Raw genomic sequence first — 23,994 nt, 5'->3', positions numbered from 1 at the left:
GTGCGCCGGCGGGTCCTGCTCGCGTCGATCGCGGCGGTCGCGGCCGCCGTCCTCCTGCTCGGTGTACCGCTCGGGATCTTCGGTGCCCGCTACGTCATCGCGAGCGAGCAGCAGCGGCTCTCGGACCGGCTCGACCGCCTGGTCTCGAGCGTGCAGCTCGCGCAGGAGGCCGGCCGCGACATCTCCGACGGCGCCATGCAGCGCGCCGTCTCGGGCCGGGAGGGGGACATCCCCGCCCACGTCACGGTGCTGCTGCCCGACGGCAGCCTCGTCGAGGCGGGGGACCGCGTCGAGGGCCCCGTCATGGAGCAGGCCGACTCGACGGAGGCGCTGGCGAGCGTCACGCTGACGATCTCGAGCTGGGCCGCGTGGATCAAGGCCGCCCAGGTGGTCGTGCTCGTGTGCGCCGCGGGCGTCGTCGCGATCGGTGCGGGCGTCGCCATCGGCGTGTGGCAGGCCAACCGCCTGTCCGCGCCGCTCGTGTACCTCGCGGCGTCCGCCGAGCAGCTCGCGGGCGGACAGGTGCGCCCGCGCATGGAGCCCAGCGGCGTCGAGGAGATCGACCTCGTCGCGGCCGAGGTGGCCCGCACGTCCGACCGCCTTGCCGCGCGCCTGGCCGCCGAGCGGCAGTTCACGTCCGACGCCTCCCACCAGCTGCGTACCCCGCTCACGGCCCTGACCATGCGCCTGGAAGAGATCCAGGCGGCGTCCTCGGAGCCGGACGTGCAGGAGGAGGCCCGCATCTCGCTCGAGCAGGTGGAGCGGCTGGTCACCGTCGTCGACGACCTGCTCGCGGCGTCGCGCCGCTCGCAGGGCGGCACGACGGAGCCCGTGCGGCTGCTCGACGTCGTCGTGCAGCAGGCCGAGGAGTGGGGCCCGACGTTCGAGCGCGAGGGGCGCCGCCTGGCGGTCGAGGTCCAGCGCGACCAGCGCGTCCTCGCCACCCCGGGCGCGCTCGCGCAGGTGCTCGCCACCCTCCTGGAGAACTCGCTGCGGCACGGCGGCGGCACGACGACGGTGCGCTCGCGCCCGTCCGGCACCACGGGTGCCGTGCGCGTCGAGGTGGCCGACGAGGGCCCGGGCGTGCCCGACGACATCGCGGGCAAGGTCTTCGAGCGCGGCATGACGTCGGGCGCGGGGACGGGCCTGGGCCTCGCCCTGGCCCGCGACCTCGCCGCGGCCGACGGCGGCCGGCTCGAGCTCGCCCAGCGCCGCCCGGCCGTGTTCGCGCTGTTCCTGGCAGGCGTCCCCAAGACGCTCGACCCGGGCGTCGTGCTCCCGCCGGGGACCACGATCTCGTCCCGGGGGCGGCGGGGGAGACGCCGCGTCGACGACTGACGCGGACACGCCGGCGGGCGGGGCAGCTGCGGCCGGTAACCTTGCACACCGTGACAGCACCCGTGATCGCCGTGGTCGGCGGAGGACAGCTCGCCCGCATGATGGCCCCGGCCGCCGGGGAGCTCGGCGTCCGGCTGCGCGCCCTGGTCGAGGAGCCCGACGGCTCCGCGGCGCAGGTGCTGACCGACACGCAGGTGGGCGCCGCGTCCGACGAGGCCGCGATCCGAGCGTTGATCGCCCCTGCGGACGACGACGCAGCAGCCGTCCTGACCTTCGAGCACGAGCACGTGCCCAACGCCCTGCTCCAGGACCTGCTCGAGCACGGCACGCCCGTGCACCCCGGGCCCGACGCCCTCGTGCACGCGCAGGACAAGATCGTCATGCGCACCCGCCTCACGGAGCTCGGCCTGCCGTGCCCGCGCTGGGCGCCCGTCCCGCTGGACCCCGCCGAGGCGCGGTCGGTGATCGCCGCGTTCCTGGCCGCCGAGCCGGGCGGCGAGGCCGTCGCCAAGACGTCCCGCGGCGGCTACGACGGCAAGGGCGTGCGCGTCATCGCGTCCCCCGACGACGTCACCGACTGGATCCAGGCCGCCGCCGCCGGCGCCCCGCAGCTCCTCGTCGAGGAGAAGGTGCCCTTCACGCGCGAGCTCGCCGCCCTGGTGGCCCGCCGGCCGTCCGGCGAGGTGCGCACCTGGCCCGTGGTCGAGTCGATCCAGCGCGACGGCGTCTGCTCCGAGGTCATCGCCCCCGCGCCGGGCCTCTCGTCCGCGCTCGAGGCCCAGGTCCGCGACCTGGCCGCCCGCGTCGTCGACGGGCTGGGCGTCACGGGCGTCCTCGCCGTCGAGCTGTTCGAGGCGCCGGGGCCGGACGGCGGGCCGCGGGTGCTCGTCAACGAGCTCGCCATGCGCCCGCACAACAGCGGCCACTGGACCATCGACGGCGCCGTCACCTCCCAGTTCGAGCAGCACCTGCGCGCGGTCCTCGACCTGCCCCTCGGGGCGACGGACGCCGTCGCCCCCTGGACCGTCATGGCCAACGTGCTGGGCTCGTCGCTCACCGAGCTGACCGACGCCCTGCCCGCCCTCATGGAGCGCTTCCCCGAGGCCAAGGTGAACCTGTACGGCAAGGGCATCAGGGCCGGGCGCAAGCTCGGCCACGTCAACGTGAGCGGCTCCGACCTCGCCACGGTCCGCGCCCGCGCCGTGGAGGCGGCAGCCCTCCTCCGCGGCGAGTCGCTCTGACCACCCCACCACCCCAAGGAGCAGCACAGATGACCACCCCCGTCGTCGGCATCGTCATGGGCTCTGACTCCGACTGGCCCACCATGGAGGCGGCCGCCACCGCGCTGGACGAGCTCGGCGTCGCGTACGAGGCCGACGTCGTCTCCGCGCACCGCATGCCCGTCGAGATGATCGAGTACGGCCGTTCGGCGTCGTCGCGCGGCCTGCGCGTGATCATCGCGGGCGCTGGCGGCGCCGCGCACCTGCCGGGCATGCTCGCCGCCGTGACCCCCCTGCCGGTCATCGGCGTGCCCGTGCCGCTGCGCTACCTCGACGGGATGGACTCGCTGCTGTCGATCGTCCAGATGCCGGCGGGCGTGCCCGTGGCGACGGTCTCGATCGGCGGGGCCCGCAACGCGGGCCTGCTCGCCGCCCGCATCCTCGGCGCCGCGGCCGACGAGGAGTCGCTCGCGCTGCGCGCCCGCATGGAGGCCTTCCAGGCCGAGCTGGGCGAGGTCGCGCACGCCAAGGGCGCGGCGCTCCGGGCCCGCCGGTCCGCCGGCCCGGCGGGGTTCTCCGCCTGACTGCTCAGCAAGAAGGCCTGGGGAGCGCCACGGCGCTCCCCAGGCCTTTCTTCTGTCTGCGTTCGCGCGTCTACTGCGGCACGCCGCCGACGACGCCGGGCTCCAGCGTGCCGTCGCGCAGCCCCGTCCACAGGGCGGCGTTGCGGTCGGCGTCGAGCTGGACGGTCGAGCCGACGTTGTGCCCGGGACGGAAGTCGAGGCTGCGGATCCACGGCGTGCCCGTGATGCCGCCCGGGCCGTTGGCGGCGCGGAACGCGAGCGCGAGGCTCGCGAAGTCGAGGATGTTGGTGCCCTCGCTGACCGTCAGCGACCCGATGCCGGCGTCCGCGAGGGACACCTGCTTGCCCGGCCGGACAAGGAGGCCGGGGTCGGCGATCTTCGACGACACGGCCGCGATGAGCTGCCGCTGCCGCTCGGTGCGCCCGATGTCGCCCTTCGGGTCCGAGTAGCGCATGCGCGAGAACGCGATCGCCGTCGTCCCGTCGACGTCGTGGCAGCCGGACGTCCAGACCAGGCCGCTGTTCGCGTCGTTGACGTCGAGGTCGAGGCACAGGTTCACGCCGCCGACCGCGTCGACGACATCGGCGATGCCGCCGAACCCGACCTCGACGTAGTGGTCGACCGTGAGCCCGGTGAGGTGCTCGACGGTCTGGACCAGGAGCGGGGCGCCGCCCCACGAGAACGCGGCGTTGAGCTTGTTGGACCCGTGCCCGGGGATCTCGACGAACGAGTCCCGGGGCAGGCTGATCAGGGCGGCGGGCCCCGAGGAGGGCTTGTGCAGCAGCATGATCGTGTCGGTGCGCGAGCCCGTGGTCTCGTCCTCGATGCCGCCGCTGCCGCGCTCGTCGGAGCCGGCGAGCAGGTAGGTGGTGCCAGGCGTGTTGCCGGCGCCCGAGAGTGCCTCGGTGTGCACGATCTTGCCGTTGGCCCAGATCAGCAGGCCGACCGGCCAGGCGAGGACGAGCAGGAGCACGAGCACCGACACGAGGGCGACGACGCGCCGCTTGCGGATGCGCAGGCGCGGCGGGGTGCGCGGGGGGCCGGACGCGTCGGGGCGCGGGGCGCGGCTGGGGTCCACGCCGGGGCGGGTCTGCGGCCGGGTGGCCGGGCGTGTCGCCGCGGCGTGCGCCGCCGGTGCGCCGGACGAGCCGGCACGGCGGGCGCTCTGTTCGGCCGGGAGGGCGCGCGAGCCGGCGGCCCCGAGCGCGTCGGGACGGGGTGGGATCGCCCGCGGCGTGGCGGCCCGCGCCTCGGCACCGCGGGTGCCCCCGCCGACGACGCGCGGTGCGGCGCCGCGGGGAGCCGCACCACGGGGCGCGGAGCCGGGCTGGACGGACGCGGGGCGCGCCGCCGAGCGGCGGGGTGCCGGGGTCACGGGGATCTCGCGGGACGACTGCCGGCGCACGCGCGGCTCGCTGCTTGCGGGGACGGCGTCGTCGGGCCGCTCGTCGGGGCGCTGGATGCGGCGCTCGGGGTGCGGTGGGTGCTGCCCGCGCGGCCCCACGGTCACGGCGTCGTCGGAGGCCGGCGGGCGCCGGCTGCCGCTGCCCGACGGGATGAACGACGGAGGGATCTGCCGGTCGCTCATGAGGTCGGCCCGCAGACGGACGTGGTGTCGGCGCCCGTGAACGCCTCCTTGCCGGCCTGCTTGGGCTCCGGCGCCGCAGTGGGGGTGGGAGCGGCCGACTGGCCGGCGGGGGGTGCGGTCGCGGTGTCGGCCGACGCCGGTGGCGCTGCGGTGGCGCTGCCGGTGTCCGTGCTGCCTGCGTCGGTGCCAGCCGCGTCGGCGCCGCCGGTCGCGCCCGCCGTGGCGGGCGGTGTCGCGGCGGCCGTCGGGCCGCCCGCGGGCGTCGTCAGCGGGACGTCGTTCTTCATGTTCGCCCAGATGGTGTCGGCGTCCTTCGTCCACACCACGGTGTTGGGGTCTGCCGGGTTCGACTTCCACGGGACCGTCATGAAGCTGATCGTGTCAGGCCGGACGTTGCGCAGGCTGTAGGCGAGCCCGGGGAGTCCGGTCAGCGAGGCGAAGTTGCTCGACATCGTCAGCGAGCTCGTCACCGCGTTGAGGAACGACACGAGCTTCGGGGAGTCGGTGAGCAGGTTCGCCGACAGCACCTCGCGGGCGATCGCCGCCATCATCTCCTGCTGGCGGCCGATGCGGTCGGTGTCGGACCCGTTGCCGAGGCCCTCGCCGGTGCGGGCACGGGCGTACTGGAGGGCCGTGGCGCCGTCGAGCGTCTGGTTTCCGGCGGACAGACGCAGGTGGTTGGCCTTGGCCGAGTAGATGTCGTTGGGGATGCACATCGTCACGCCGCCGAGGGCGTTGATCATGTTCAGGAAGCCGGCGAAGTCGACGACGATGAAGCCGTCCATGCGCACGTCGGTGAGCTGCTCGATCGTCGTCATCGTGCACAGGGCGCCGGACTGGACGTCATGACCCTTGGTGACGCCCTGCGCGAACGCGGCGTTGAACCGCGTGTTGCCCCACGCGGCGGAGAACTTGCCCGGCGTCGACGTGGGGCACTTCGGGATGTCCACGATCGAGTCGCGCGGGATGGACACGACCTCGACGCGAGATCGGTCCGCCGAGATGTGCATGACCATCGTCGTGTCGGACCGCTGGCCCTCGGCCTTGCCGCCCAGCTCGGCGTTCTCGCCGGAGCGGTCGTCAGAGCCCATGAGGACGATGTTCAGCGGGGCGCCCGCGTTCGGGTCGTCCGGGACCACGACCTCGGGGCGATCGACCTGGGCCAGCGCCTTGTCGGCGTCGACGGTCGCGATGTTGCCCGTGACCTTGAGGGCGACGGCGGTGCCGCCGGCCAGACCGAACGCGAGCACTCCCGTCAGGCCCATCGCGATGCCGCGCGCGACCTTGTGGGTGCGCATCGAGCGGGCGTGCGAGGGGTGGCGGTCGCTGCCGGGCGTGTCCACGGGCGCCGTGCCGGGCAAGGCGGGCGCCGCGGCGGCGCGTGCTCCAGTGCGCGCGTGACGGGGCGTCGCGGCGCGGAAGTCAGGGCTGGTCACGGGGACTGAGCATACGTGGCAGGTGTCGGGGGCTTCCGGCCCCGACGAGCGCAACAGGTGCAGGGTTTGTGAAGCGCGGCGCGCTTACGGAGCTGGACGCGTCGACGGGCCCGACCGCGGAGGCGGTCGAGCCCGTCGACGTCGGTCAGGCGCGGGTCACTGACCCTGGGCCGCGTACTTCGCCTCGGTGGCCTGCTTGGCCGGGCGCCACCAGGCCTCGTTGGCCTTGTACCAGTCGACGGTCGCCTCGAGGCCCGAGCGGAAGTCGGTGTACCGCGGCGTCCAGCCGAGCTCGTCGCGCAGCTTGCTCGCGTCGATGGCGTAGCGCAGGTCGTGGCCCGGGCGGTCGTTGACGTGCTCGAAGTCGGTCTTCTCCAGGCCGAAGATCTCCAGGAGCGTCTCGACGACCTCGAGGTTGTTCTTCTCGCCGTCGGCGCCGATGAGGTAGGTCTCGCCGATGCGGCCCTTCTCGATGATCGCCCAGACCGCCGAGTTGTGGTCCTCGACGTGGATCCAGTCGCGCACGTTCTGGCCGGCGCCGTAGAGCTTGGGGCGCACGCCGTCGATCAGGTTGGTGATCTGACGCGGGATGAACTTCTCGATGTGCTGGTACGGCCCGTAGTTGTTCGAGCAGTTCGAGATGGTCGCCTGCACGCCGAACGAGCGGACCCACGCGCGGACCAGGAGGTCCGAGCCCGCCTTCGTGGAGGAGTACGGGGAGCTGGGGTTGTACGGGGTGGTCGGCGTGAACTTCGCCGGGTCGTCGAGCTCGAGGTCGCCGTAGACCTCGTCCGTCGAGATGTGGTGGAAGCGCACGCCGTGCTTGCGGACCGCCTCGAGCAGCGTGAACGTGCCGATGAGGTTGGTCTCCACGAACGGGGTGGGATCGTTCAGCGAGTTGTCGTTGTGCGACTCGGCGGCAAAGTGGACGACGAGGTCGCTGTCCGCCACCAGCTCGTCGACCAGGGCGGCGTCCGTGATCGAGCCCTCGACCAGGGTGATCTTGTCGGCCACCGGGGCGAGCGACTCGCGGTCGCCGGCGTAGGTGAGGGCGTCGAGGACGGTCACCTGGACCTCCGGGCGCTCCCGGACGGTCTGGTGGACGAAGTTGGAGCCGATGAAGCCGGCTCCGCCGGTGACGAGAACTCGCACGTTTCCTCCGCTGGTGGATGGGGACTGCAGCCAAATCTACCGGCTCGGGTGGTGACGTCGATCCTGAAGGCGTCCCGCAGAGAGGGCACCCGGGCCCTGAGCCGCGCCGGGCGCCAGCCTCCCGGCAGAGGACACCGCTCCGGCTTAGCCTGGGCGAGCCTTCCCCTCGGCTAGTCCAGGTCGTCCAAGGAGGTCTGCGATGCGCAGGCAACTGACCCGTTCCATCATCGTTAGCGGTTCGCTGCTTGTCGCAGCGGCTCCCTTGAGCGCATGCGCCGGCCTCCTGGCAGGCGGTGCCGGCGCACCGACCGAGTCGGCGCCCGCCTCGTCTGAGCCCGCGGCGCAGCCCGACGAGTGGGCGTCGTCCGTCCCGTCGGATCCGGCGTCGCCTGAGCCGGCAACGTCGGCTCCGGCGTCGCTCGAGCCCGCGCCGGCGCAGTCGATCGTGGCGTCGTCCGGCCCGACGGCGCCAGAGACAACAGAGAGTCGCAAGCCAGTTACCGCGATCGCCATCGGCACCTTGGCGTCCGAGGACGTTGTCTCGGCAGGTGGGTTCGTACAGGACGCCATCGAGGCGGGGGGTACGTGCACCTTCACGCTCAGCCAGGACGACAGGACCGTCACGGGCGCGTCCGAGGCAGAGGCCGATGCAACGGTCACCTGGTGCGCCAACGTGGACCTCGCGCTCCCGGAGCCAGGGAAGGCGTGGACCCTTGAGCTCAGCTACGAGTCGCCGATGTCGGTGGGCGCCGGGAGCGTCACGTCTGACGGGACGCAGCATTGACCGCGCGGCGGCGGCTCGCCGCGGTCTCGACCGCGGTGACGGGCGCTCTCGTCGCGGTCCTCCTCCCCCTGAGCGCGGTCGAGGCGGCCACTGTCCCGGCCGCTGTCACTGCCACGCAGTTCACGCCTGGCAACATCATCTCTGACGCCTTGTTCTACGACGGGGCGGCGATGACGGCAGCGCAGGTGCAGAGCTTCCTGAACGAGAAGGGTTCCGGCTGTGTGGCCGGGAATGCGCCCTGCCTCAAGAACTATGTGGTGACGACGCCTTCCATGGCCGCCGACTCCTACTGCAAAGCCTACGCCGGTGCCACGAACGAGAGTGCCGCCAGCATCGTCGCCAAGGTCGGTCAGGCTTGCGGCGTAAGCCAGAAGGTGCTGCTCGTCCTGCTCCAAAAGGAGACGTCGCTCGTCACGAAGTCCGCTCCGACAACCGGGAACTATGACCGGGCCACCGGCTATGGGTGTCCCGACACAGGTCCGGGCGGCACGGCGAACTGCAACACCAACTACTACGGGTTCTTCAACCAACTCCGGCTGGCTGCGCGCCAGTACAAGGTCTACCGGGCGAACGCGACGCGCTATGCCTATCAGGCGGGGCGTGTCAACCAGGTCCAGTACAACCCGAACACGGCGTGCGGCACCGCGTCAGTGTTTATCGAGAACCAGGCGACTGCGGGACTCTACATCTACACCCCGTACGTCCCGAATGCGGCGGCTCTCGCCGCCTATCCGGGCACCGGCGACTCGTGCTCGTCGTACGGGAACCGGAACTTCTTCATGACGTATGGGGCCTGGTTCGGCGACCCACGTGGCTTGGTGACGGGAGCGCTGGTCAGGGCCGCTGGGACAGCGCCCGTCTACCTCATCGACGGTACAGGCAAGCGGTACGTCCCAGACGTCGGGATGCTCGAGGAACTGACAACGGCTCTCGGGAATGTCACGGAGGTGCCGGACTCGGTGCTGGGAGGCTATGCAACGCTGCCAGCGGTTCAGAGGCTCGTGCACAACCCTGCCACGGACGAGCTCCTCTGGCTGTCGCAGGGACGGCTCAACTGGTTCGGTTCTATGCCGGTCGTGTACGCGTGGGCGGGCACATCGGCGACGTGGATCGATGTCGACCCGGCGGTTCTCGCGCGGTTCCCGCGCGGTCCCGGCATCCCCAGCGTTACGTCGGGCGTCGTGTCTGTCGGTCGTGTCGACGGGGGATGGGGTTCGTGGGCGTTGCCCGGCGAGACCATCGGGACGACTGGCCAGTCGAAGCCTCTCCAGGCGATCTCGGTCAACTATGTCGGTTCACCGGGGTCTTCTCTCACGTGCACCGCGGCGGTGTCTGGGTCGGGGTGGGCAGGCGCCGTCAAGCAGAGTGCGACCTGTGGGACGACGACCATCCAGCACCTTGAGGCCGTGCAGCTTCGCCTCGCCGGCCCGGACGCGTCGACCAAGTCAGTCGTCTATCGCGCCTACGTCACTGGTCGGGGCTGGACCGGATGGGCCGCTAACGGTGCGACAGCAGGCGCACCGGGGCTGACCGTCGAGGCAGTCCAGGTTCAGGTGGCGACGAAGCCCCAGATCACGGGCGCGGCGCAGGTTGGCGCCTCGGTCACTGTGACACCTGGCGCTGTGCCGGCCGGAACCACTGTCGGCTACCAATGGTTGGCAGGCGGCGCGGCGATCAGCGGCGCAACATCGCCGACGTACGTGGTCGCTCCGACGGTTGTGGGGAAGGCCCTGACGGTTGAGGTGACAATGACCCCGCCGGGCGGGCAGCCTTTCCTCGTCACGTCGGACGCGACAGGCGCGGTGGCGCCTGGCGTGCTGTCGGCGCCAACGCCGACCATCGGCGGGACGGCGCGGGTTGGGTCATCGCTGTCGGTGACGACGGGATCGTGGACCACCGGGGCGCAGCTCTCGTACCAGTGGAGCGCCGGATCCACGCCCATCCCTGGGGCGACGGCGACTACCTACACGCCGACGGCCGCAGACCTGGGCAAGACGATCACTTTCGCCGTGTCGGGCACCCTTGCCGGATATACGTCGGTGCAGCGTGTGTCGGCGCCGACCCCTGCCGTGGCGCAGGGTGTGCTGACGGCGCCGCTGCCGGTCACGTCAGGCCCGGCGATGGTTGGCCTGGTGCAGCTGGCCACACCCGGGACTTGGACCGTGGGTACGGCACTGACGTATCAGTGGCTGAGCGCCGGCGTCCCGATCGCTGGTGCGACGGGTGCCTCGTACAGCCCGGTCGCAGCCGACGTCGGCAAGGCCCTGTCAGTGAGGGTGACTGGAACCCAGGCTGGGTACGCGACGGTCTCCCAGGTCTCCGCAGCGACGACGACGGTCGTCCCGGCATCGGCAACTCCGCCGCCAGGGAGTTTGAAGGGCTTCACCCCTGGTCAGAGCACCCGTCTGGCGGGACCGACGCGTTACGAGACCGCCATCGAGGTCTCCCAGCGGTTCTCCCCCGGTGTGCCAGTGGTGTACGTCGCGACCGGGGCGGACTTCCCTGACGGGCTCGCGGCGGCGGCGGCGGCGGCAGTTCGAGGCGGTCCGCTCCTGCTTTCGATGCCGACATCGTTGCCGGGTGCGGTCCGTGCGGAGATCGAGCGCCTGGCCCCGAAGCAGATCGTGGTCGTTGGCGGACCTAGCGTGTTGAGTGACGACGTGGCGGCCGCACTCGGCATGATCGCGCCGACCATTCGGGTGTCGGGGGCAGATCGGTATGCGACCGCACTCGCCGTGTCTGCGGCCTTCACCCGGGCTTCCGAAGCGTTCGTCGCGACTGGTGAAGACTTCCCGGACGCGCTCGCCGCCAGCGCCGCCGCTGGCGCTGCGGACGCGCCAGTGTTCCTGGTCGAAAGCTCCGCGCAGGTGGCGCCGGGCGCTCTCGTCTCGCGGCTGCGGGAGCTGGGCGTCACGACAGTGAGGCTCGCGGGCTCACCCGCGGTCGTGTCCCGTGGCGTCGAGGACAGTCTGCGGTCCCAGGGGATGACGGTTCACCGCTACGGCGGGGCCGACCGGTACGCGACGGCCGCAGCGATCGCGACACTCTTCCCTCAGGGCACCTCGACGGCGTTCTTCGCGACAGGCGCTGATTATCCAGACGCCCTGGCCGCCGCAGCGCTCGCCGGCCGACTCCGGTCACCTGTGCTGACCTCGGTGCAGCAATGCATCCCGGCCTCCGGCTCGGACGTGCTCGCGGCGCTCAGCATCAACACTCGAGTCGTGCTGGGAAGTGAGCCGGTCCTCTCGGACGCCGTGCTCCGAGGCCAGCGATGCGCAGGCTGAGTGAAAGTGGCCAGTGTCACGGTGCGGCTCGGCGCAGCTCGTCCTCGGCCTCGAGGATCGCAAGGCGCCGGGTGGTCAGTGTGATCATTCGTCCAAGTTCGTTCGAGCGCCGCGCATGCATCGCGAGCGTCCCGATGAACGCGATGACCAGGCAATAGAGGAGGAGATCCGCGCCGCGTCCGACTCCGACTGCCTGGGCAATCCGCGACAGCGCCTCAGGGAAGGCGATTGCGAGTACGGACGCCACCGCGAACGCGAGAAGGAAGAGTCGGCGCATCGCCAGGTGTCTGACGTTGCGTGTGGTGCGCCCGAGAAGGACGACGACCGCCACGATCGCGGCGGCGAGGAAGAACTGGATGAGCATCAAAGACCTATCGGATGAGGAGGTCGACAAGGATGTTGACGGAGTTCCAGAGGCTCTGACCCTTGCTGCGCGAGTAGTCGGTGTAGAGCACGTGGACCGGGTACTCCGCCCAGGGTTGCTTGGAGCGACCCAGTTGCGTGACGATTTCGCTGGCGTGAGCCATGCGATTCTGGCGGAGGTCTATCGCTCGGGCGACGTCGGCGCGGATCACCCGTAGCCCGTTGTGGGCATCCGTGAGTTTCATGCCGGTCGACTGACGCGTGAACCAGGCCGCGAACCGAAGCACCATCTTCTTGATGCGGCCAGTCTGGGTGCGGTTGTCGAGAAAGCGTGAGCCGAACACGAAACCGAGCCCGTCCTCGACGGCGAGATCAAGCATGGCAACGGCGTCGACGAGGCGGTGCTGTCCGTCGGAGTCGTAGGTCACGATGTAGGAAGCTCCTCGCCGGAGCGCGAACTCGATCCCAGTCTGGAGCGCCGCTCCCTGACCGAGGTTCGTCGCGTGGCGCGCGACCACGGCGCCAGCGGCGCGTGCTATCGCACCTGAGTCGTCGCTCGAGCAGTCGTCGACGACGACGACAGAGAACCCCTGGCCGCAGATCTCGCCGACGACGTCGCCGATGACCTGGGCCTCGTTGAAGGTGGGTACGACGAACCATGTGTCGGCGCGAGCCTCGTCGGGGCGTGCGGTGGTGGACATGATCGCCATTCTCCCAGGTTCGATGGCTCCCGGATGGGCACGGGTGTTCGGATAGTGTTTGCCGTCGGATCGGAGGTATGACCACCTTCGCCGTCACGTTGTCTCTCCACGGAGGAGTCCCATGGCAGTGCGAGTCGCGCCGAGTGCGGATGTGTCCGACGACGCCGTCGTTGGCGACGGATCGTCGATCTGGCACCTGGCGCAGGTCCGCGAGCGGGTGACGATCGGCAGGGGGTGCATCGTCGGGCGAGGTGCGTACCTCGGAACCGGTGTGCACCTGGGAGATCACTGCAAGGTTCAGAACTATGCCCTCGTCTACGAGCCGGCGATACTCGGCAACGGTGTGTTCATCGGTCCGGCAGTCGTGCTGACGAACGACCAGTACCCGCGTGCGGTCAACCCCGATGGGTCACTGAAGAGTGCAGACGACTGGCACGCCGTCGGCGTGACGATCGGCGACGGAGCATCGATCGGAGCGCGCGCGGTGTGCGTCGCGCCGGTGACGATCGGGGCGTGGGCCACGGTCGCGGCAGGAGCCGTCGTCACGCGCGACGTCCCTACACACGCGATCGTCATGGGCGTGCCGGCTCGGCAGGTCGGCTGGGTCGGGCACGCCGGCGCGCCACTCGTGAAGGACAGAGACGTCTGGAGGTGCCCGCAGACCGGTACGGTCTACGAGGAGTTCGACGGAAGCATCCGAGAGGTGGCCAGCAAGTGAGCACGTTCATCCCCCCGCCAAGCCAGTCATCGGTGACGAGGAGCGCGCGGCGGTCGATCGCGTCATGCGATCCGGCATGATCGCGCAGGGTCCCGAGGTTGCGGCCTTCGAGAAGGAGTTTGCCGAGAAGATGGTCGCCGGCCGTACGTCGGTCGCCGTCAACTCCGGCACCTCGGGCCTCCACCTTGGCCTCCTCGCCGCAGGCATCGGTCCGGGGGACGAGGTCATCGTGCCCTCGTTCACGTTCGCCGCGACGGGCAACTCGGTCGCCCTGGCGGGTGCGTCACCAGTGTTCGCGGACATCGACCCGCGCACCTTCAATCTCGATCCCGCATCGGTTCGCGCCGCGATCACGCCGCGCACGAAGGCGGTCATGCCCGTCCACCTGTACGGCCAGGCAGCCAACATGTCGGCGTTCACCTCGCTCGCTGAGGAGTTCGGCATTGCCGTCTTTGAGGACGCAGCCCAGGCGCATGGTTCGACGTGGATGGGCCAGCCGGTCGGCACCTTCGGCAGTTTCGGTGTGTTCTCCCTGTACCCGACCAAGAACATGACGTCGGGCGAGGGGGGCATGGTCTCGTGTGTCGACGAGATCGCACACGGCGTCCGTCTGTTGCGCAACCAGGGCATGGAGAAGCAGTACGCCAACGAGGTCGTTGGCTTCAACGCACGCATGACGGACATCCACGCTGCCATCGGACGGGTCCAGCTCACCAAGCTGGAGGCGTGGACGAAGACTCGCCAGGAAAACGCGGCGATTCTTGACGCCAACCTCCACGGGGTCGTCACGCCGTACGTCGACCCGAGCGCGACGCACGTCTACCACCAGTACACGATCCTTGTCGACGACGACCGCGATGGCTTTCAGCGGGCCCTGCGCGAGGAGTACAACGTCGGTTCGGGCGCGTATTACCCCATCCCGAACCACCGTCTTGCCTCGCTCGCGCCCTACGCGCCGGGTCTCGACCTACCGAACACAGAGGTCGCGGCGAGATCCGTGCTCTCGTTGCCGGTTCACCCGTCGCTCACGCAGGACGACCTCGAGCGGATCGTCGCTGGCGTCAACGCCACCGCGAAGGCGGGCGCCTGATGGGAAACCTGCGTGCGGGCTTGCTGGGCATCGGATCGATGGGTCGCCACCATGCTCGTGTTCTGCGCGAGGTGGACGGGGTCGACCTGGTCGCGATTGCTGACCCGGGCGGTGACAGGTTCGGCGTCGCGCACGGTGTCGAGGTGCTGCCCGATGTCGAGAGCCTGATCGCCGTCGGGCTCGACCTGGCGGTGGTGGCCGTCCCTACGGCGTTTCACGAGGACGCAGCGCTCAAGCTGGCCGCTGCTGGCGTGCACACGATGGTGGAGAAGCCCATCGCCGACACGTCAGGCGCGGGCGAGCGCATGGCGGCGGCCTTTGCGCGGGCGGGCCTGGTCGGTGCGGTGGGTCACGTCGAGAGGTACAACCCCGCCCTTCAGGAGATGCGTCGACGGATCGAGGCGGGCGAGCTCGGCGAGGTCTACCAGATCGCCACGCGTCGGCAGGGCCCGTTCCCGGCCCGCATTGCCGATGTCGGAGTGATCAAGGACCTTGGTGCGCACGACTTCGACCTCACGGCGTGGGTGGCCCAGAGCGAGTACGCATCGCTGTCGGCGCAGACGACGCACCGTTCGGGGCGCCAGCACGAGGATATGGTCGTCGCGACGGGTCGTCTCAAGAACGGCGTGATGGTCAACCACACCATCAACTGGCTCTCCCCGATGAAGGAGCGCCTCTGTGTCGTGACCGGCGAACGAGGCGCCTTTGTGGCGGACACGTCGACCGGTGACCTGACCTTCTTCGCCAACGGTCTCATTCAGACCGAGTGGGAGGCCGTCACTGCGTTCCGCGGCGTCTCTGAGGGCGACATCACGCGGTTCGCGTTTGCTAAGCGGGAACCTCTGAGGGCCGAGCACGAAGCACTCCGGGACGCGGTCTTGGGCGTCCAGAATGACATTGTCACCATGGAGCAGGGCGTCATGACGTTGCTCGTCTGCGAGGCGGCCCTCGCGTCTGCTGCGAGCGGGAGCTCGGTCTCCCTGTGACCAAGGGACGGCCGCGCGTCGCCGTCGCGACTCGGATCTTCCTTCCAGAGGCCGCGGCTGCGTCGTTCCGTCTCTCCGCGCTGGCGTCGGCGCTGGCGGGCGAGGGGGCCGCGGTCAGCGTGATCACCACGACGGTCCCGGGCGACGACTCCGTGCCATTCGACGAACGGGTCATGATCCGTCGCTGGCCCGCCCTGCGCGACAAGGCCGGGTACATTCGCGGCTACGTCCAATACATGAGCTTCGACCTGCCGCTGTTCTTCCGGTTGCTCTTCGGGCCCCGCGTCGACGCCGTCGTCTCGGAGCCCCCGCCCACGACGGGCGTCGTCGTCAGGCTCGCCTGCGCCGTGCGCCGAGCCCCCTACGTTTACTACGCAGCGGACGTCTGGTCCGATGCAAGCGCATCGATGGGGGCGTCGGGGCTGGTGGTGCGTGTCCTGCGAACACTCGAATCGTTCGCGATGCGAGGCGCGCAGCGAGTCATCGCGGTGTCGGATGGCGTGGCCGAACGCGTTGCGGCACTGGGCGGCCGCAACATCACCGTGATCCGCAACGGCATCGACACTGCTGTCTTCCGGCCGCTTGACGAGGTAGTCGACTCACAACCCACCGCCGTATACGCCGGTACGGCCTCGGAGTGGCAGGGCGCTTCGGTGTTCGCGCGTGCATTCGCCCAGGTCCGCGTGGCCGTCCCGGGTGCACGACTGGTGTTCATAGGGCAGGGGAGCGAACTCGATGAGATCCGACGGATAGCGGCTAGTCTGCCGGACGGCGCCATCGAAGTCCGCGGGCCCGTTCCTCCCGCGCATGCGGCCGAGATCCTCGGCTCGGCAAGAGCGGGGCTCGTGAGTCTGCGGCCCGGACTTGGCTACGACTTCGCGTTTCCGACCAAGATCTTGGCCTCTGTCGCGTGTGGGACGCCAGTAGTCTTTGCGGGTCCCGGGCCAGGGTACGAGGCGGTACTGGACGGCGACCTCGGCTGGGCGACGGATTACGACGACAATGCCGTGGCCGCCGCAATGATTGAGGCGTTGTCCGACGCGCCCACCCGGGAACGCCGCGCCGAACTCGCAGCATGGGCAGCGGCCAACGCCTCAGTCCAGGCAACTGGTGCCCGCGCGGCGCAGGTGGTGCTCGAGTCACGCCGTCTGCGCACCTGAAGAGGGTTATGCGGCGTGACTGCTTCCGCGCGCCCGCAACCCGAGGAGGCCAAGGATCGCCGCTCTATCCGGCATCGCCACGAGGACCGACCAGAGTGCGAGGACCGCGAGGGTCATTCCGAGCGTGAGGATGATGCCTTCATTCGTGGCGGCCCCGTGGATCGCCAGTGCGGCTGTTGCGACCAGGACGACACCGTGGCGAAGCGCGAGACCCCGCCAGTCGAACCGCTCGGCGCGGGCTACGAGGACGCCCATGGAGGCCAGCGCGGTGACGTTGCCGGCGAGGACGCCGAAGGCGACCGCGGTGATCCCGTAGCGCGGCCCAAACGCGGCCCAGACGACGACCCCGAGCACGGTCGCGATGACGGAGATCACCGTCGTCGTGCGGACGCCCCGTGGCGATCGGACGATGAGGGCGTTCATCAGAGGCATCGTCGCGGTCATGGTGAGCATCGCGACCGCAAGGATCGCGAGGACTGGAGCAGCGTCTTCGAACCCGTCGCGGTACAGGAGCGGGACGATGATGGAGCTGAGGCCGGCGACGAGGCCGAAACCTGCGAGCGACACGGCTGAGACGCCTCGGACCGCCTCGTCAACGAGATGCCTGAAGCGCGCGTCGTCGGACCCGCCGACGGCGGCGCCCATCGCGGGCACCACGACCATGCTGATCGCCGTGGACAGCATCGAGAGCGGCGTGGCGAGCGAGAGGGCTGCGGCGTACTGGCCCGCTTGCTCGCTCGTACCGATCACTCGAGCCGTGATCATCGACAGCTGGAGGAACCCGCCGGTGGCGAGCGCGCCGATGCTCCCGATCGCGATGAACCTGCGCAACTCGGCCCTGAGCCCGGGGGAGATCCGGGTGTCGCGGCGCGGCCAGATGCTTGACGCGGCTACGCCGTAGCCGAGGGCGAGCGGGAGCAGGATCAGGGAGTCGAGGTGAAGAGTCAGGAATGCCACGAGAAGGGCGAGGGCGACGACGCCGGCCACGAGGTCTGCGCGCGCCGCCCGAACTGCACGAAAGGTCGCGAACTGGAGTGCGCGCGCAAAGATGTAGGCGGAGTAGCCGATCGTCACCAGCGCGGTCATGACCGCCGCCGTCGGCCCGGTCGCCAGCACGAAGTACGCGGTCGCGCCCGCGCCGATCCCGACGAGTGCGGCGGCACTCACGAGGTATCGCGCCAGATACCACGCAACTGCGGGTGCGGCGTCGCAGTCCTGGTGTCGTGGCGATGCGCCTGCGGCCCTGGGCACGAAAGTGGTTGCTGCTGTAGCGACGGCCTGTGGTTGGACGATGGCCGCGAACATCGCGACGGACAATGCGCTGCTCGCGTTCCCGAGGAACGTCGCACCACGCAGATTACCGAGCAGGACGTTGTAGAGCAGTCGGACGACGCCGCTCGCGATGGTCCCGGCGGTCGACAGGGCGAGGTCGAACCTGCCCGGACGACCCGTGCGCGTGTCGCGACGCTTCTCGCTCATGGGTGCACGAGCTGGCCATACACGGCCATGAGACGATGAGCGACCGCCTCGGAGCTGAACGCACCACGGACGGTGCCCGCGATGTCGGCTGCGGACATCCGCGCTGTTCGCTCCCTCAGCGACACCACGGCGTCGGCGTAGGCGAACGCGTCCCTGCTCTCCACGAACTCGCTGACCGCGGCGACCGCGTAGTCGACCGCTCCTGTCGACGCCCCGCTGACCACGGGACGGCCGTGCGTCAGCGCCTCTGCGACCACGACGCAGAAGTTGTCACCGCTCGTCGGGAGGATGAACATGTCGGCCGCGTCGAGCTCGGCTGCGACCTCTGCGGGAGGCAGCGCACCGGCCAGATGCACGTCTTCCTCGAGCCCCGCCTCTTTCGCCGCATCGAGCACCGCTTCGCGGAGCGGCCCCGTTCCAACCCACGTCAACTGTGCGGGCATCCCGCGCCGGCGGAGCTCCGCGACGGTTGCGAGTGCGGTCAGCGGGCCCTTCCGGTCGATCAGACCTCCGACACCAACGAGGCGCAGAAGGTGCGGATCGCGCGTTGCTTCTCGGACCTGAGGTGGGTCGTCCACGACGCAGGGCACCACTTCGACACGTCCTCGTCGTAGCGCCCCGATCGGCTCGGCGAGTCGACGACAGGCCACCACGACGACGTCCGGACGCCGCAACACGGGAAGGAGGAGCCGTCTCATGACGCGCTCCGCGCGTCCGAGCGTCTCCGAAGCGGTCAGCCCGGACCAGTGCTCGGTGTGCACCCACGGCGAACGTGCCGGAGCAGGGCGCCCAACGAGGAACGGGACGAGTCCAGTGAGGGCATGAGTGTGCACGACATCCGCCTGACGCGCTGCCGCGCGGACGTGCTTTCGCGCCCGAAGATATGCGCGTGGGTCGCGCCGGTCGAGCCGCACCCGCTGCACGCGGATCGCAGGATCGATCCCGGCAAGGCTGGTCGTGTCACTGTTCCAGTCGAGATGGAGCACTGACACGTCGGCGACCATGGCCAGGGCCAGCGCGTCCCGGAGCACGAAGAGTCCGGACTCGGGCGCCACGGTCGTCGGGAACCATGGTGTGACGAGGAGAATTTTCATCGGCGCGACGCCGCCAGTACCTCGACCACACGCCGCGCTGCGTGTCCGTCACCGTAGGGCTGCTCCGACGTTGGCGTGGGCATCGGACGCGCCACGGCTTCCCGGATCTCGTCGGCCGTGTTGGCCAGGACGTTCCATCCCAGCGCGACGGTCTCCACCCACTCCGTCTCGGGTCGAATCGTGGTGCAGGGGGTCCGCAAGAGGAATGCCTCCTTCTGGAGGCCGCCCGAGTCCGTGACAACCCCGGCCGAGGCCAGTACGGCGGCCACGAGGTCCGGGTAGCCGAGTGGCGTGTGCAGGCGCAGTGCGCCTCGTTCGAGCGTCAGGCCGTGCTCCGTCGCCTTCGCAACGACGCGCGGGTGTGCGAGGAGGACGACGGGGTGGTCGAGCTCGCTGAGGCCTTGGATGACGGCGTCCAGACGCGCCGGGTCGTCCGTGTTCTCCGCCCTGTGGAGGGTGGCAATGTAGAAGCCCTGGCGTTCCAGGCCCAGGTCATCGAGCAGCGGTACTTCGCGGTCGGCCACGGCATCGCGGACCTGGAGGAGCACGTCCGTCATCACGTCGCCGACGAGGATGGAGTGATCGGCAAGGCCCTCGTCCACAAGGTGCTTCATGCCGACCTCTGTCGGGGCCAGGCACAGGTCCGCAGCGTGGTCAGTTAGCACGCGGTTGAGTTCCTCTGGCATCCGCCGGTTGAACGAGCGGAGCCCGGCCTCAAGATGCGCCAGGGGATAGTGGAGCTTGACCGCGGCGATCGCAGCAGCCAATGTCGAGTTCGTGTCGCCGTAGGCGAGCACCCAGTCTGGCCGATGCTCCTCCAGCACGCCGTCGAGGGCGCCCAGGATGGCTCCAGTCTGGACGCCGTGACTCGCGGAGCCGACACCGAGGTGCACGTCCGGGTCGGGGATGCCGAGCTCACGAAAGAAGACGTCGGACAACATGGGGTCGTAGTGCTGCCCGGTGTGGACGATGACGTGGTCTACGCCTGCGTCGGTGGCGGCACGAGCGATCGGTGCGAGCTTGACGAACTGCGGGCGTGCACCGACGACGCTGAGGATCTTCACGGGCACCGATGCTAGCCGTGCTGCTTTGGCTGCGGACGCGGTTCCCCGGCGCGCCTCGGTTCGCTATGTTCGTCACACGTCGTCACTTGCAGCCAGCGCGAAGCACGTCCACTTGGAGCCACGTTGAGACACGAGCTAGGGCCAGCCCGTCGCACGACGAGCACTGCGGGTCGCGGATCACGGTTGTCCGTGAAGGCCCCGGGTGCCGCGGCCCGAGGGGCGCTTGCAGTCGGCAGTGCCGCCGTGATCGCGATGTCTGCGTCAGCCGTCATCACCGCGGCGCCAGCGGCGGCGGCACCGCATCGCGTGCAGGGCACCTCGGACCAGGCGGGCGCCACGGACTCCGTCCTGCCTGAGGCGGGCCCGACAGCGGCGGACGTCGAGACAGTGGACGCGAACGCGGAGGCGCCGATGGAGGTTGCCGAAGGCTTCCAGACTGTCGGTGTGAGCTGGCCCGCTGACGTCGACAGCGCGATGCCAGATCTTCAGGTGCGGGTTCGTGACACGGATGGCGCCTGGGGAGGATGGACCCATCTAGAGAGGGAGACAGACGGACCCGACCGGGAGACGAGGACTGTCTCGTCGAGCCCGGTCTACGTGGGGGAGTCCGATGCGCTTGAGATCGCGACGGTCGACGCCGCGCTCACCGTTCCCTCCGGTGTGCAGGTCACCACGGTGTCCTCGGACAAGGTCGACGCACCTGCGGCGACGAGTGCTGGCGTGGTCGCTCCTGCTGGGACCACCGCTGGTCCCACCATCATCACTCGCAGCGAGTGGCGAGCTGCGCCCGCCTGCGCGTGGCCCGCAGCGTCCGCACTGAAGGGCGCGGCGGTCCATCACACCGACAATGCGAACAGCTACAGCTCGGTGGCGGAAGCGATGCAGCTTATCCGCAACGATCAGGCCTACCACCAGAACTCCAACGGCTGGTGCGACATCGGCTACAACTTCATCGTCGACAAATGGGGCAACATCTACGAGGGCGCCGCAGGCAGCGTTGACGCCCCGATCATCGGGGCGCACACGGGCGGGTTCAACACGGGCACCGTCGGTGTCGCAATGCTCGGCAGCTACACCACCGCGGCGGGCGTGACGCCCTCAGCCGCGCAGCAGGACGGTGTTGCCAAGATCATCGGGTACCGCCTCGCTCAGTATGGCGTCAACCCAGCGGAGTCGACGACCTTCACTGCCGCCAGCCAGACCGCGGGCGGCCGGTTCGTTGCGGGCCAGCAGGTCGTCCTGCCACGGGTGTTCGCTCACCGCGACACCCACCAGACACAGTGCCCTGGTGACCTGGGCTACGCAGTGCTGCCCGGCATCCGAGCAGCTGCTGCCCAGTACGCGGGCCTCTATGCCCCCTACTTCGCCGGGGTGACCCGTCTTGCTGGACCGGATCGGTACTCGACTTCAGCGGCGATCTCGGCGGCGACTTTCGCGCCAGGTGTGCCAGTGGCCTACGTCGCCGTCGGAACGGACTTCCCCGATGCGCTGTCGGGTGCTTCTGCGGCGGCCGCCGGGAAGGGCCCGGTGTTGTTGGTCGAGACCAACGGGGTTCCGAGCGTTGTCGAGGGAGAGCTGCGGCGTCTGCGTCCGGGTCGGATCGTGGTGCTCGGTAGTGCGGGCGTGGTTTCGGACGCGGTGGCTACTCGGTTGAATGGGCTGACCTCCGGTGGGGTGACTCGCCTTGCTGGACCGGATCGGTACTCGACTTCAGCGGCGATCTCGGCGGCGACTTTCGCGCCAGGTGTGCCAGTGGCCTACGTCGCCGTCGGAACGGACTTCCCCGATGCGCTGTCGGGTGCTTCTGCGGCGGCCGCCGGGAAGGGCCCGGTGTTGTTGGTCGAGACCAACGGGGTTCCGAGCGTTGTCGAGGGAGAGCTGCGGCGTCTGCGTCCGGGTCGGATCGTGGTGCTCGGTAGTGCGGGCGTGGTTTCGGACGCGGTGGCTACTCGGTTGAATGGGCTGACCTCCGGTGGGGTGACTCGCCTTGCTGGACCGGATCGGTACTCGACTTCAGCGGCGATCTCGGCGGCGACTTTCGCGCCAGGTGTGCCAGTGGCCTACGTCGCCGTGGGAACGAACTTCCCGGACGGTCTGTCTGGGGCGCCGGCCGCGGCTGCCGGCGGCGGGCCGGTGCTCCTGGTGACGACCAGCGCCGTTCCCGAGGTCATTGCGGCGGAACTGCAGCGCCTAGCGCCGGCACATGTCGTCGTGCTCGGCAGTTCTGGCGTGGTCTCGGACTCTGTGGCCGCGACCCTCGCCGGTTACGCCCGCGGTGCCGCCGGCTCGTGACGTGCCGGCTCGCGTTCATGGCGTCAGGTGTCTCCCCGATCGTGCGTCTTCATGCGGGGTAGGCGACGGATGGCGGCTAGGGGCAATGCCGCGAAGTTAGGTGGGCGTCGGTTTTGTCAAGATCGTGATGGTCAGGGTGGTCTTGTAGGTCTTGCGGTCGATGTTGGGGCCGCGGGCGTTGTACTTGGAGATCGCTCGTTTGACGGTGCGGGCGTTCGTGCGGGGGCGGGTTGCTGGCAGTGGTCGTGCGGTGACCGCGGCGCCGATCACGCCGAGCAGTTCGATCGGGGGATCGGTGGCGTCGGCGTGCCGGTTGGCGGTGATCTGGTCGCGTGCGGCGTTCAGCGCGATCGTGAAGCTGGCGCGGTCGGGCGGGATCGCGGTGGTGGTGGTCGCGTCGGCCAATGGCGGTGCGTAGGGCCTGGTAGGCGATGAGCAGGGCGTAGACCTCTTGCTCGATCCCGTCGGGGGTCCGGGCGCGCAGGACCCGCCCGCCCAGGATGGTCGACTTCAGCTCGAGGTAGGCGGTCTCGACCTGCCAGCGTTGGTGGTACAGGCCCGCGAGCTGGTCGGCCGGGTGGGTGCGGGGGTCCAGGAGCGTGGTGACCAGGCGGTAGTGGCTGGTCGTGGTCGCAGCCGTCGTGGCCGAGGTGATCTGAGCGTCGATGACGCGCACCCGTGTGGCGCCGAGCATCGACAGCCACGAACCATCGTCCAGCGCTCGGGTGACGGGCAGGGCGGGACCGTTGGCGGCGGCGGTACGTGCTCGCACCAGCACGTGGGCTCCCCTCGCGTGGGCTGCGGCGACCAGCGCCGCCGAGCTCAGGCCGCGGTCGGCCAGCAGCAGCATCCCGGCATGCAGCGAGCGAGTCAGGACCTGCGCGTAGACCGTCTCCCCGGTCGTGGTCGGGCCGAACGTCGCATCGATCAGGGTGCGGGTCCCGCACGCGACGAGCGCGACCAGCCGCAGCCCGGGGTAGGACCCGCCGCCGGTGGGCCCGCCGCGCTGCTTGACGTACCGGATGGTGTTGGCCGGGCTGTCAGGCACCGAGGTGACCGTCCCGTCCAGCGCGCACACCAGCAGTCCCCGCCACCGGGTCGAGCCTGGTGCCGGGCAGGCCAGGACCTCGAACAGCGACCGCAACGGGCCGGGCCCGACCCGGCGCAGCGCGAGCGCGATCGCGGTGCGCGACGGACAGGAATCGACATGCCCGAGGCCGGCGACCAGCCGGTCCCAGACCTGCTGCCAGCCCAGGCCCGCGAACAACGCACCCGCGACCAGCAGGTAGACGACCACCCGTGAGGGCAGCAGCCGTACGCGCTGCTCGGTCGCCCGGTGACGGGCCAGCACCTCATCGACGAGCTCGACGGGAACCAGGGCGCTCAACTCGCCCAGGTGCCCCGGAGCGAAGGCGCGAGCGACACGATCGATGGCAGACTGCGGCACGGCAAAGCTCCTGTGGTGAAGGCATGTCTTGGCGGACAGCCCTCAACTACAGGAGCTTCGCTGCTATGACCAGCACCAACACCCCTTGACAGCCAGGTCAGAGCCCTAACTTCGCGGCATTGCGGCTAGGGGGACAGAGGTCGGGTCCGACTCCCGCTAGCCTTCTCCCGTGCGAGCGCAACCCGACCGACATCTTGCCCTCCAGAACTGGAAC

The 23,994-nt window shown here is 70.0% G+C and carries 19 protein-coding genes; 10 read left to right on the top strand and 9 right to left on the bottom strand.

What is annotated here, in order from left to right:
* Genes ET471_RS01805 through purE form a run of 3 tightly spaced genes read left to right on the top strand, consistent with a single transcriptional unit; the run spans position 1 to position 3,142 of the window.
* The gene (locus tag ET471_RS01805; protein ID WP_129186334.1) at positions 1–1,338 is read left to right on the top strand and encodes an ATP-binding protein; all 1,338 of its coding nucleotides are present in this window, start codon (positions 1–3) and stop codon (positions 1,336–1,338) included.
* Between the two features lie 50 nt (positions 1,339–1,388).
* A complete protein-coding gene (locus ET471_RS01800; RefSeq protein WP_129186333.1) occupies positions 1,389–2,579 on the top strand; it encodes a 5-(carboxyamino)imidazole ribonucleotide synthase in 1,191 nt (396 codons plus the stop codon).
* Positions 2,580–2,608: 29 nt separating this feature from the next.
* Positions 2,609–3,142, top strand: coding sequence for a 5-(carboxyamino)imidazole ribonucleotide mutase (gene purE, locus ET471_RS01795; protein WP_129186332.1), 534 nt, complete (start codon positions 2,609–2,611; stop codon positions 3,140–3,142).
* A 70-nt stretch (positions 3,143–3,212) separates the two neighbouring features.
* Here purE and ET471_RS01790 read toward each other — a convergent pair whose 3' ends face one another.
* From ET471_RS01790 to rfbB, 3 genes are all read right to left on the bottom strand, one after another.
* On the bottom strand, positions 3,213–4,730 hold the full coding sequence (locus tag ET471_RS01790) for an LCP family protein (protein WP_129186331.1): 1,518 nt from the start codon (positions 4,728–4,730) through the stop codon (positions 3,213–3,215).
* Entirely contained in the window at positions 4,727–6,166 is a 1,440-nt protein-coding gene (locus ET471_RS01785; RefSeq protein ID WP_242496374.1) for an LCP family protein, read from the bottom strand. The genes ET471_RS01790 and ET471_RS01785 overlap by 4 nt, the downstream gene beginning before the upstream one ends.
* A 156-nt stretch (positions 6,167–6,322) precedes the next feature.
* On the bottom strand, positions 6,323–7,318 hold the full coding sequence (gene rfbB, locus ET471_RS01780; RefSeq protein ID WP_129186330.1) for a dTDP-glucose 4,6-dehydratase: 996 nt from the start codon (positions 7,316–7,318) through the stop codon (positions 6,323–6,325).
* A 199-nt stretch (positions 7,319–7,517) separates the two neighbouring features.
* On the opposite strand from rfbB, the gene ET471_RS01775 reads away from it, so the two are divergent.
* Both ET471_RS01775 and ET471_RS01770 read left to right on the top strand, forming a co-directional pair.
* On the top strand, positions 7,518–8,102 hold the full coding sequence (locus tag ET471_RS01775) for a hypothetical protein (protein WP_129186329.1): 585 nt from the start codon (positions 7,518–7,520) through the stop codon (positions 8,100–8,102).
* A 35-nt stretch (positions 8,103–8,137) separates the two neighbouring features.
* Positions 8,138–11,386: a cell wall-binding repeat-containing protein gene (locus tag ET471_RS01770; RefSeq protein WP_129186328.1), complete on the top strand. Its 3,249-nt coding sequence runs from the start codon at positions 8,138–8,140 to the stop codon at positions 11,384–11,386.
* A 16-nt stretch (positions 11,387–11,402) separates the two neighbouring features.
* Here the strand turns inward: ET471_RS01770 and ET471_RS01765 are convergent, their stop codons facing one another.
* Together ET471_RS01765 and ET471_RS01760 are read right to left on the bottom strand one after the other, a co-directional pair.
* The gene (locus ET471_RS01765; protein WP_129186327.1) at positions 11,403–11,750 is read right to left on the bottom strand and encodes a DUF2304 domain-containing protein; all 348 of its coding nucleotides are present in this window, start codon (positions 11,748–11,750) and stop codon (positions 11,403–11,405) included.
* Positions 11,751–11,757: 7 nt separating this feature from the next.
* Positions 11,758–12,450 carry a glycosyltransferase family 2 protein gene (locus ET471_RS01760; RefSeq protein WP_207207311.1) on the bottom strand — a complete coding sequence of 231 codons (693 nt, stop codon included), beginning with the start codon at positions 12,448–12,450 and terminating at the stop codon, positions 11,758–11,760.
* 121 nt (positions 12,451–12,571) lie between these two features.
* On the opposite strand from ET471_RS01760, the gene ET471_RS01755 reads away from it, so the two are divergent.
* The 4 genes from ET471_RS01755 to ET471_RS01740 are packed head-to-tail and all read left to right on the top strand — an operon-like array spanning position 12,572 to position 16,404.
* Positions 12,572–13,168, top strand: a complete 597-nt coding sequence (locus tag ET471_RS01755; RefSeq protein ID WP_129186325.1) for an acyltransferase — start codon at positions 12,572–12,574, stop codon at positions 13,166–13,168.
* Between the two features lie 28 nt (positions 13,169–13,196).
* Positions 13,197–14,258 (top strand): DegT/DnrJ/EryC1/StrS family aminotransferase, encoded by a 1,062-nt coding sequence (locus tag ET471_RS01750; protein WP_280949928.1) that lies wholly within the window; start codon positions 13,197–13,199, stop codon positions 14,256–14,258.
* Positions 14,258–15,244, top strand: coding sequence for a Gfo/Idh/MocA family protein (locus tag ET471_RS01745; protein WP_129186323.1), 987 nt, complete (start codon positions 14,258–14,260; stop codon positions 15,242–15,244). Before ET471_RS01750 ends, ET471_RS01745 begins: the two co-directional genes overlap by 1 nt.
* Complete coding sequence (locus ET471_RS01740) at positions 15,241–16,404, top strand: glycosyltransferase family 4 protein (protein WP_129186322.1); 1,164 nt, start codon at positions 15,241–15,243, stop codon at positions 16,402–16,404. The genes ET471_RS01745 and ET471_RS01740 overlap by 4 nt, the downstream gene beginning before the upstream one ends.
* A gap of 6 nt (positions 16,405–16,410) precedes the next feature.
* Here ET471_RS01740 and ET471_RS01735 read toward each other — a convergent pair whose 3' ends face one another.
* From ET471_RS01735 to wecB, 3 genes are read right to left on the bottom strand one after another with little or no spacing between them, the layout of a single operon-like run.
* Positions 16,411–17,883, bottom strand: a complete 1,473-nt coding sequence (locus tag ET471_RS01735) for a lipopolysaccharide biosynthesis protein (RefSeq protein ID WP_129186321.1) — start codon at positions 17,881–17,883, stop codon at positions 16,411–16,413.
* Positions 17,880–18,977 carry a glycosyltransferase family 4 protein gene (locus tag ET471_RS01730; RefSeq protein ID WP_129186320.1) on the bottom strand — a complete coding sequence of 366 codons (1,098 nt, stop codon included), beginning with the start codon at positions 18,975–18,977 and terminating at the stop codon, positions 17,880–17,882. The genes ET471_RS01735 and ET471_RS01730 overlap by 4 nt, the downstream gene beginning before the upstream one ends.
* Positions 18,974–20,041, bottom strand: a complete 1,068-nt coding sequence (gene wecB, locus ET471_RS01725; protein ID WP_129186319.1) for a non-hydrolyzing UDP-N-acetylglucosamine 2-epimerase — start codon at positions 20,039–20,041, stop codon at positions 18,974–18,976. The genes ET471_RS01730 and wecB overlap by 4 nt, the downstream gene beginning before the upstream one ends.
* Positions 20,042–20,293: 252 nt before the next feature.
* Here wecB and ET471_RS01720 point away from each other — a divergent pair, with 252 nt between their 5' ends.
* Positions 20,294–22,333, top strand: a complete 2,040-nt coding sequence (locus ET471_RS01720) for a cell wall-binding repeat-containing protein (protein WP_242496485.1) — start codon at positions 20,294–20,296, stop codon at positions 22,331–22,333.
* A gap of 76 nt (positions 22,334–22,409) precedes the next feature.
* Here the strand turns inward: ET471_RS01720 and ET471_RS01715 are convergent, their stop codons facing one another.
* Positions 22,410–23,780 carry an IS4 family transposase gene (locus ET471_RS01715; protein ID WP_280949896.1) on the bottom strand — a complete coding sequence of 457 codons (1,371 nt, stop codon included), beginning with the start codon at positions 23,778–23,780 and terminating at the stop codon, positions 22,410–22,412.
* Positions 23,781–23,994 lie beyond the last annotated feature (214 nt).

The sequence above is a fragment of the Xylanimonas protaetiae genome (assembly GCF_004135385.1).
GTDB lineage: Bacteria > Actinomycetota > Actinomycetes > Actinomycetales > Cellulomonadaceae > Xylanimonas > Xylanimonas protaetiae.
This window is presented reverse-complemented; position numbering and strand designations above follow the sequence as displayed.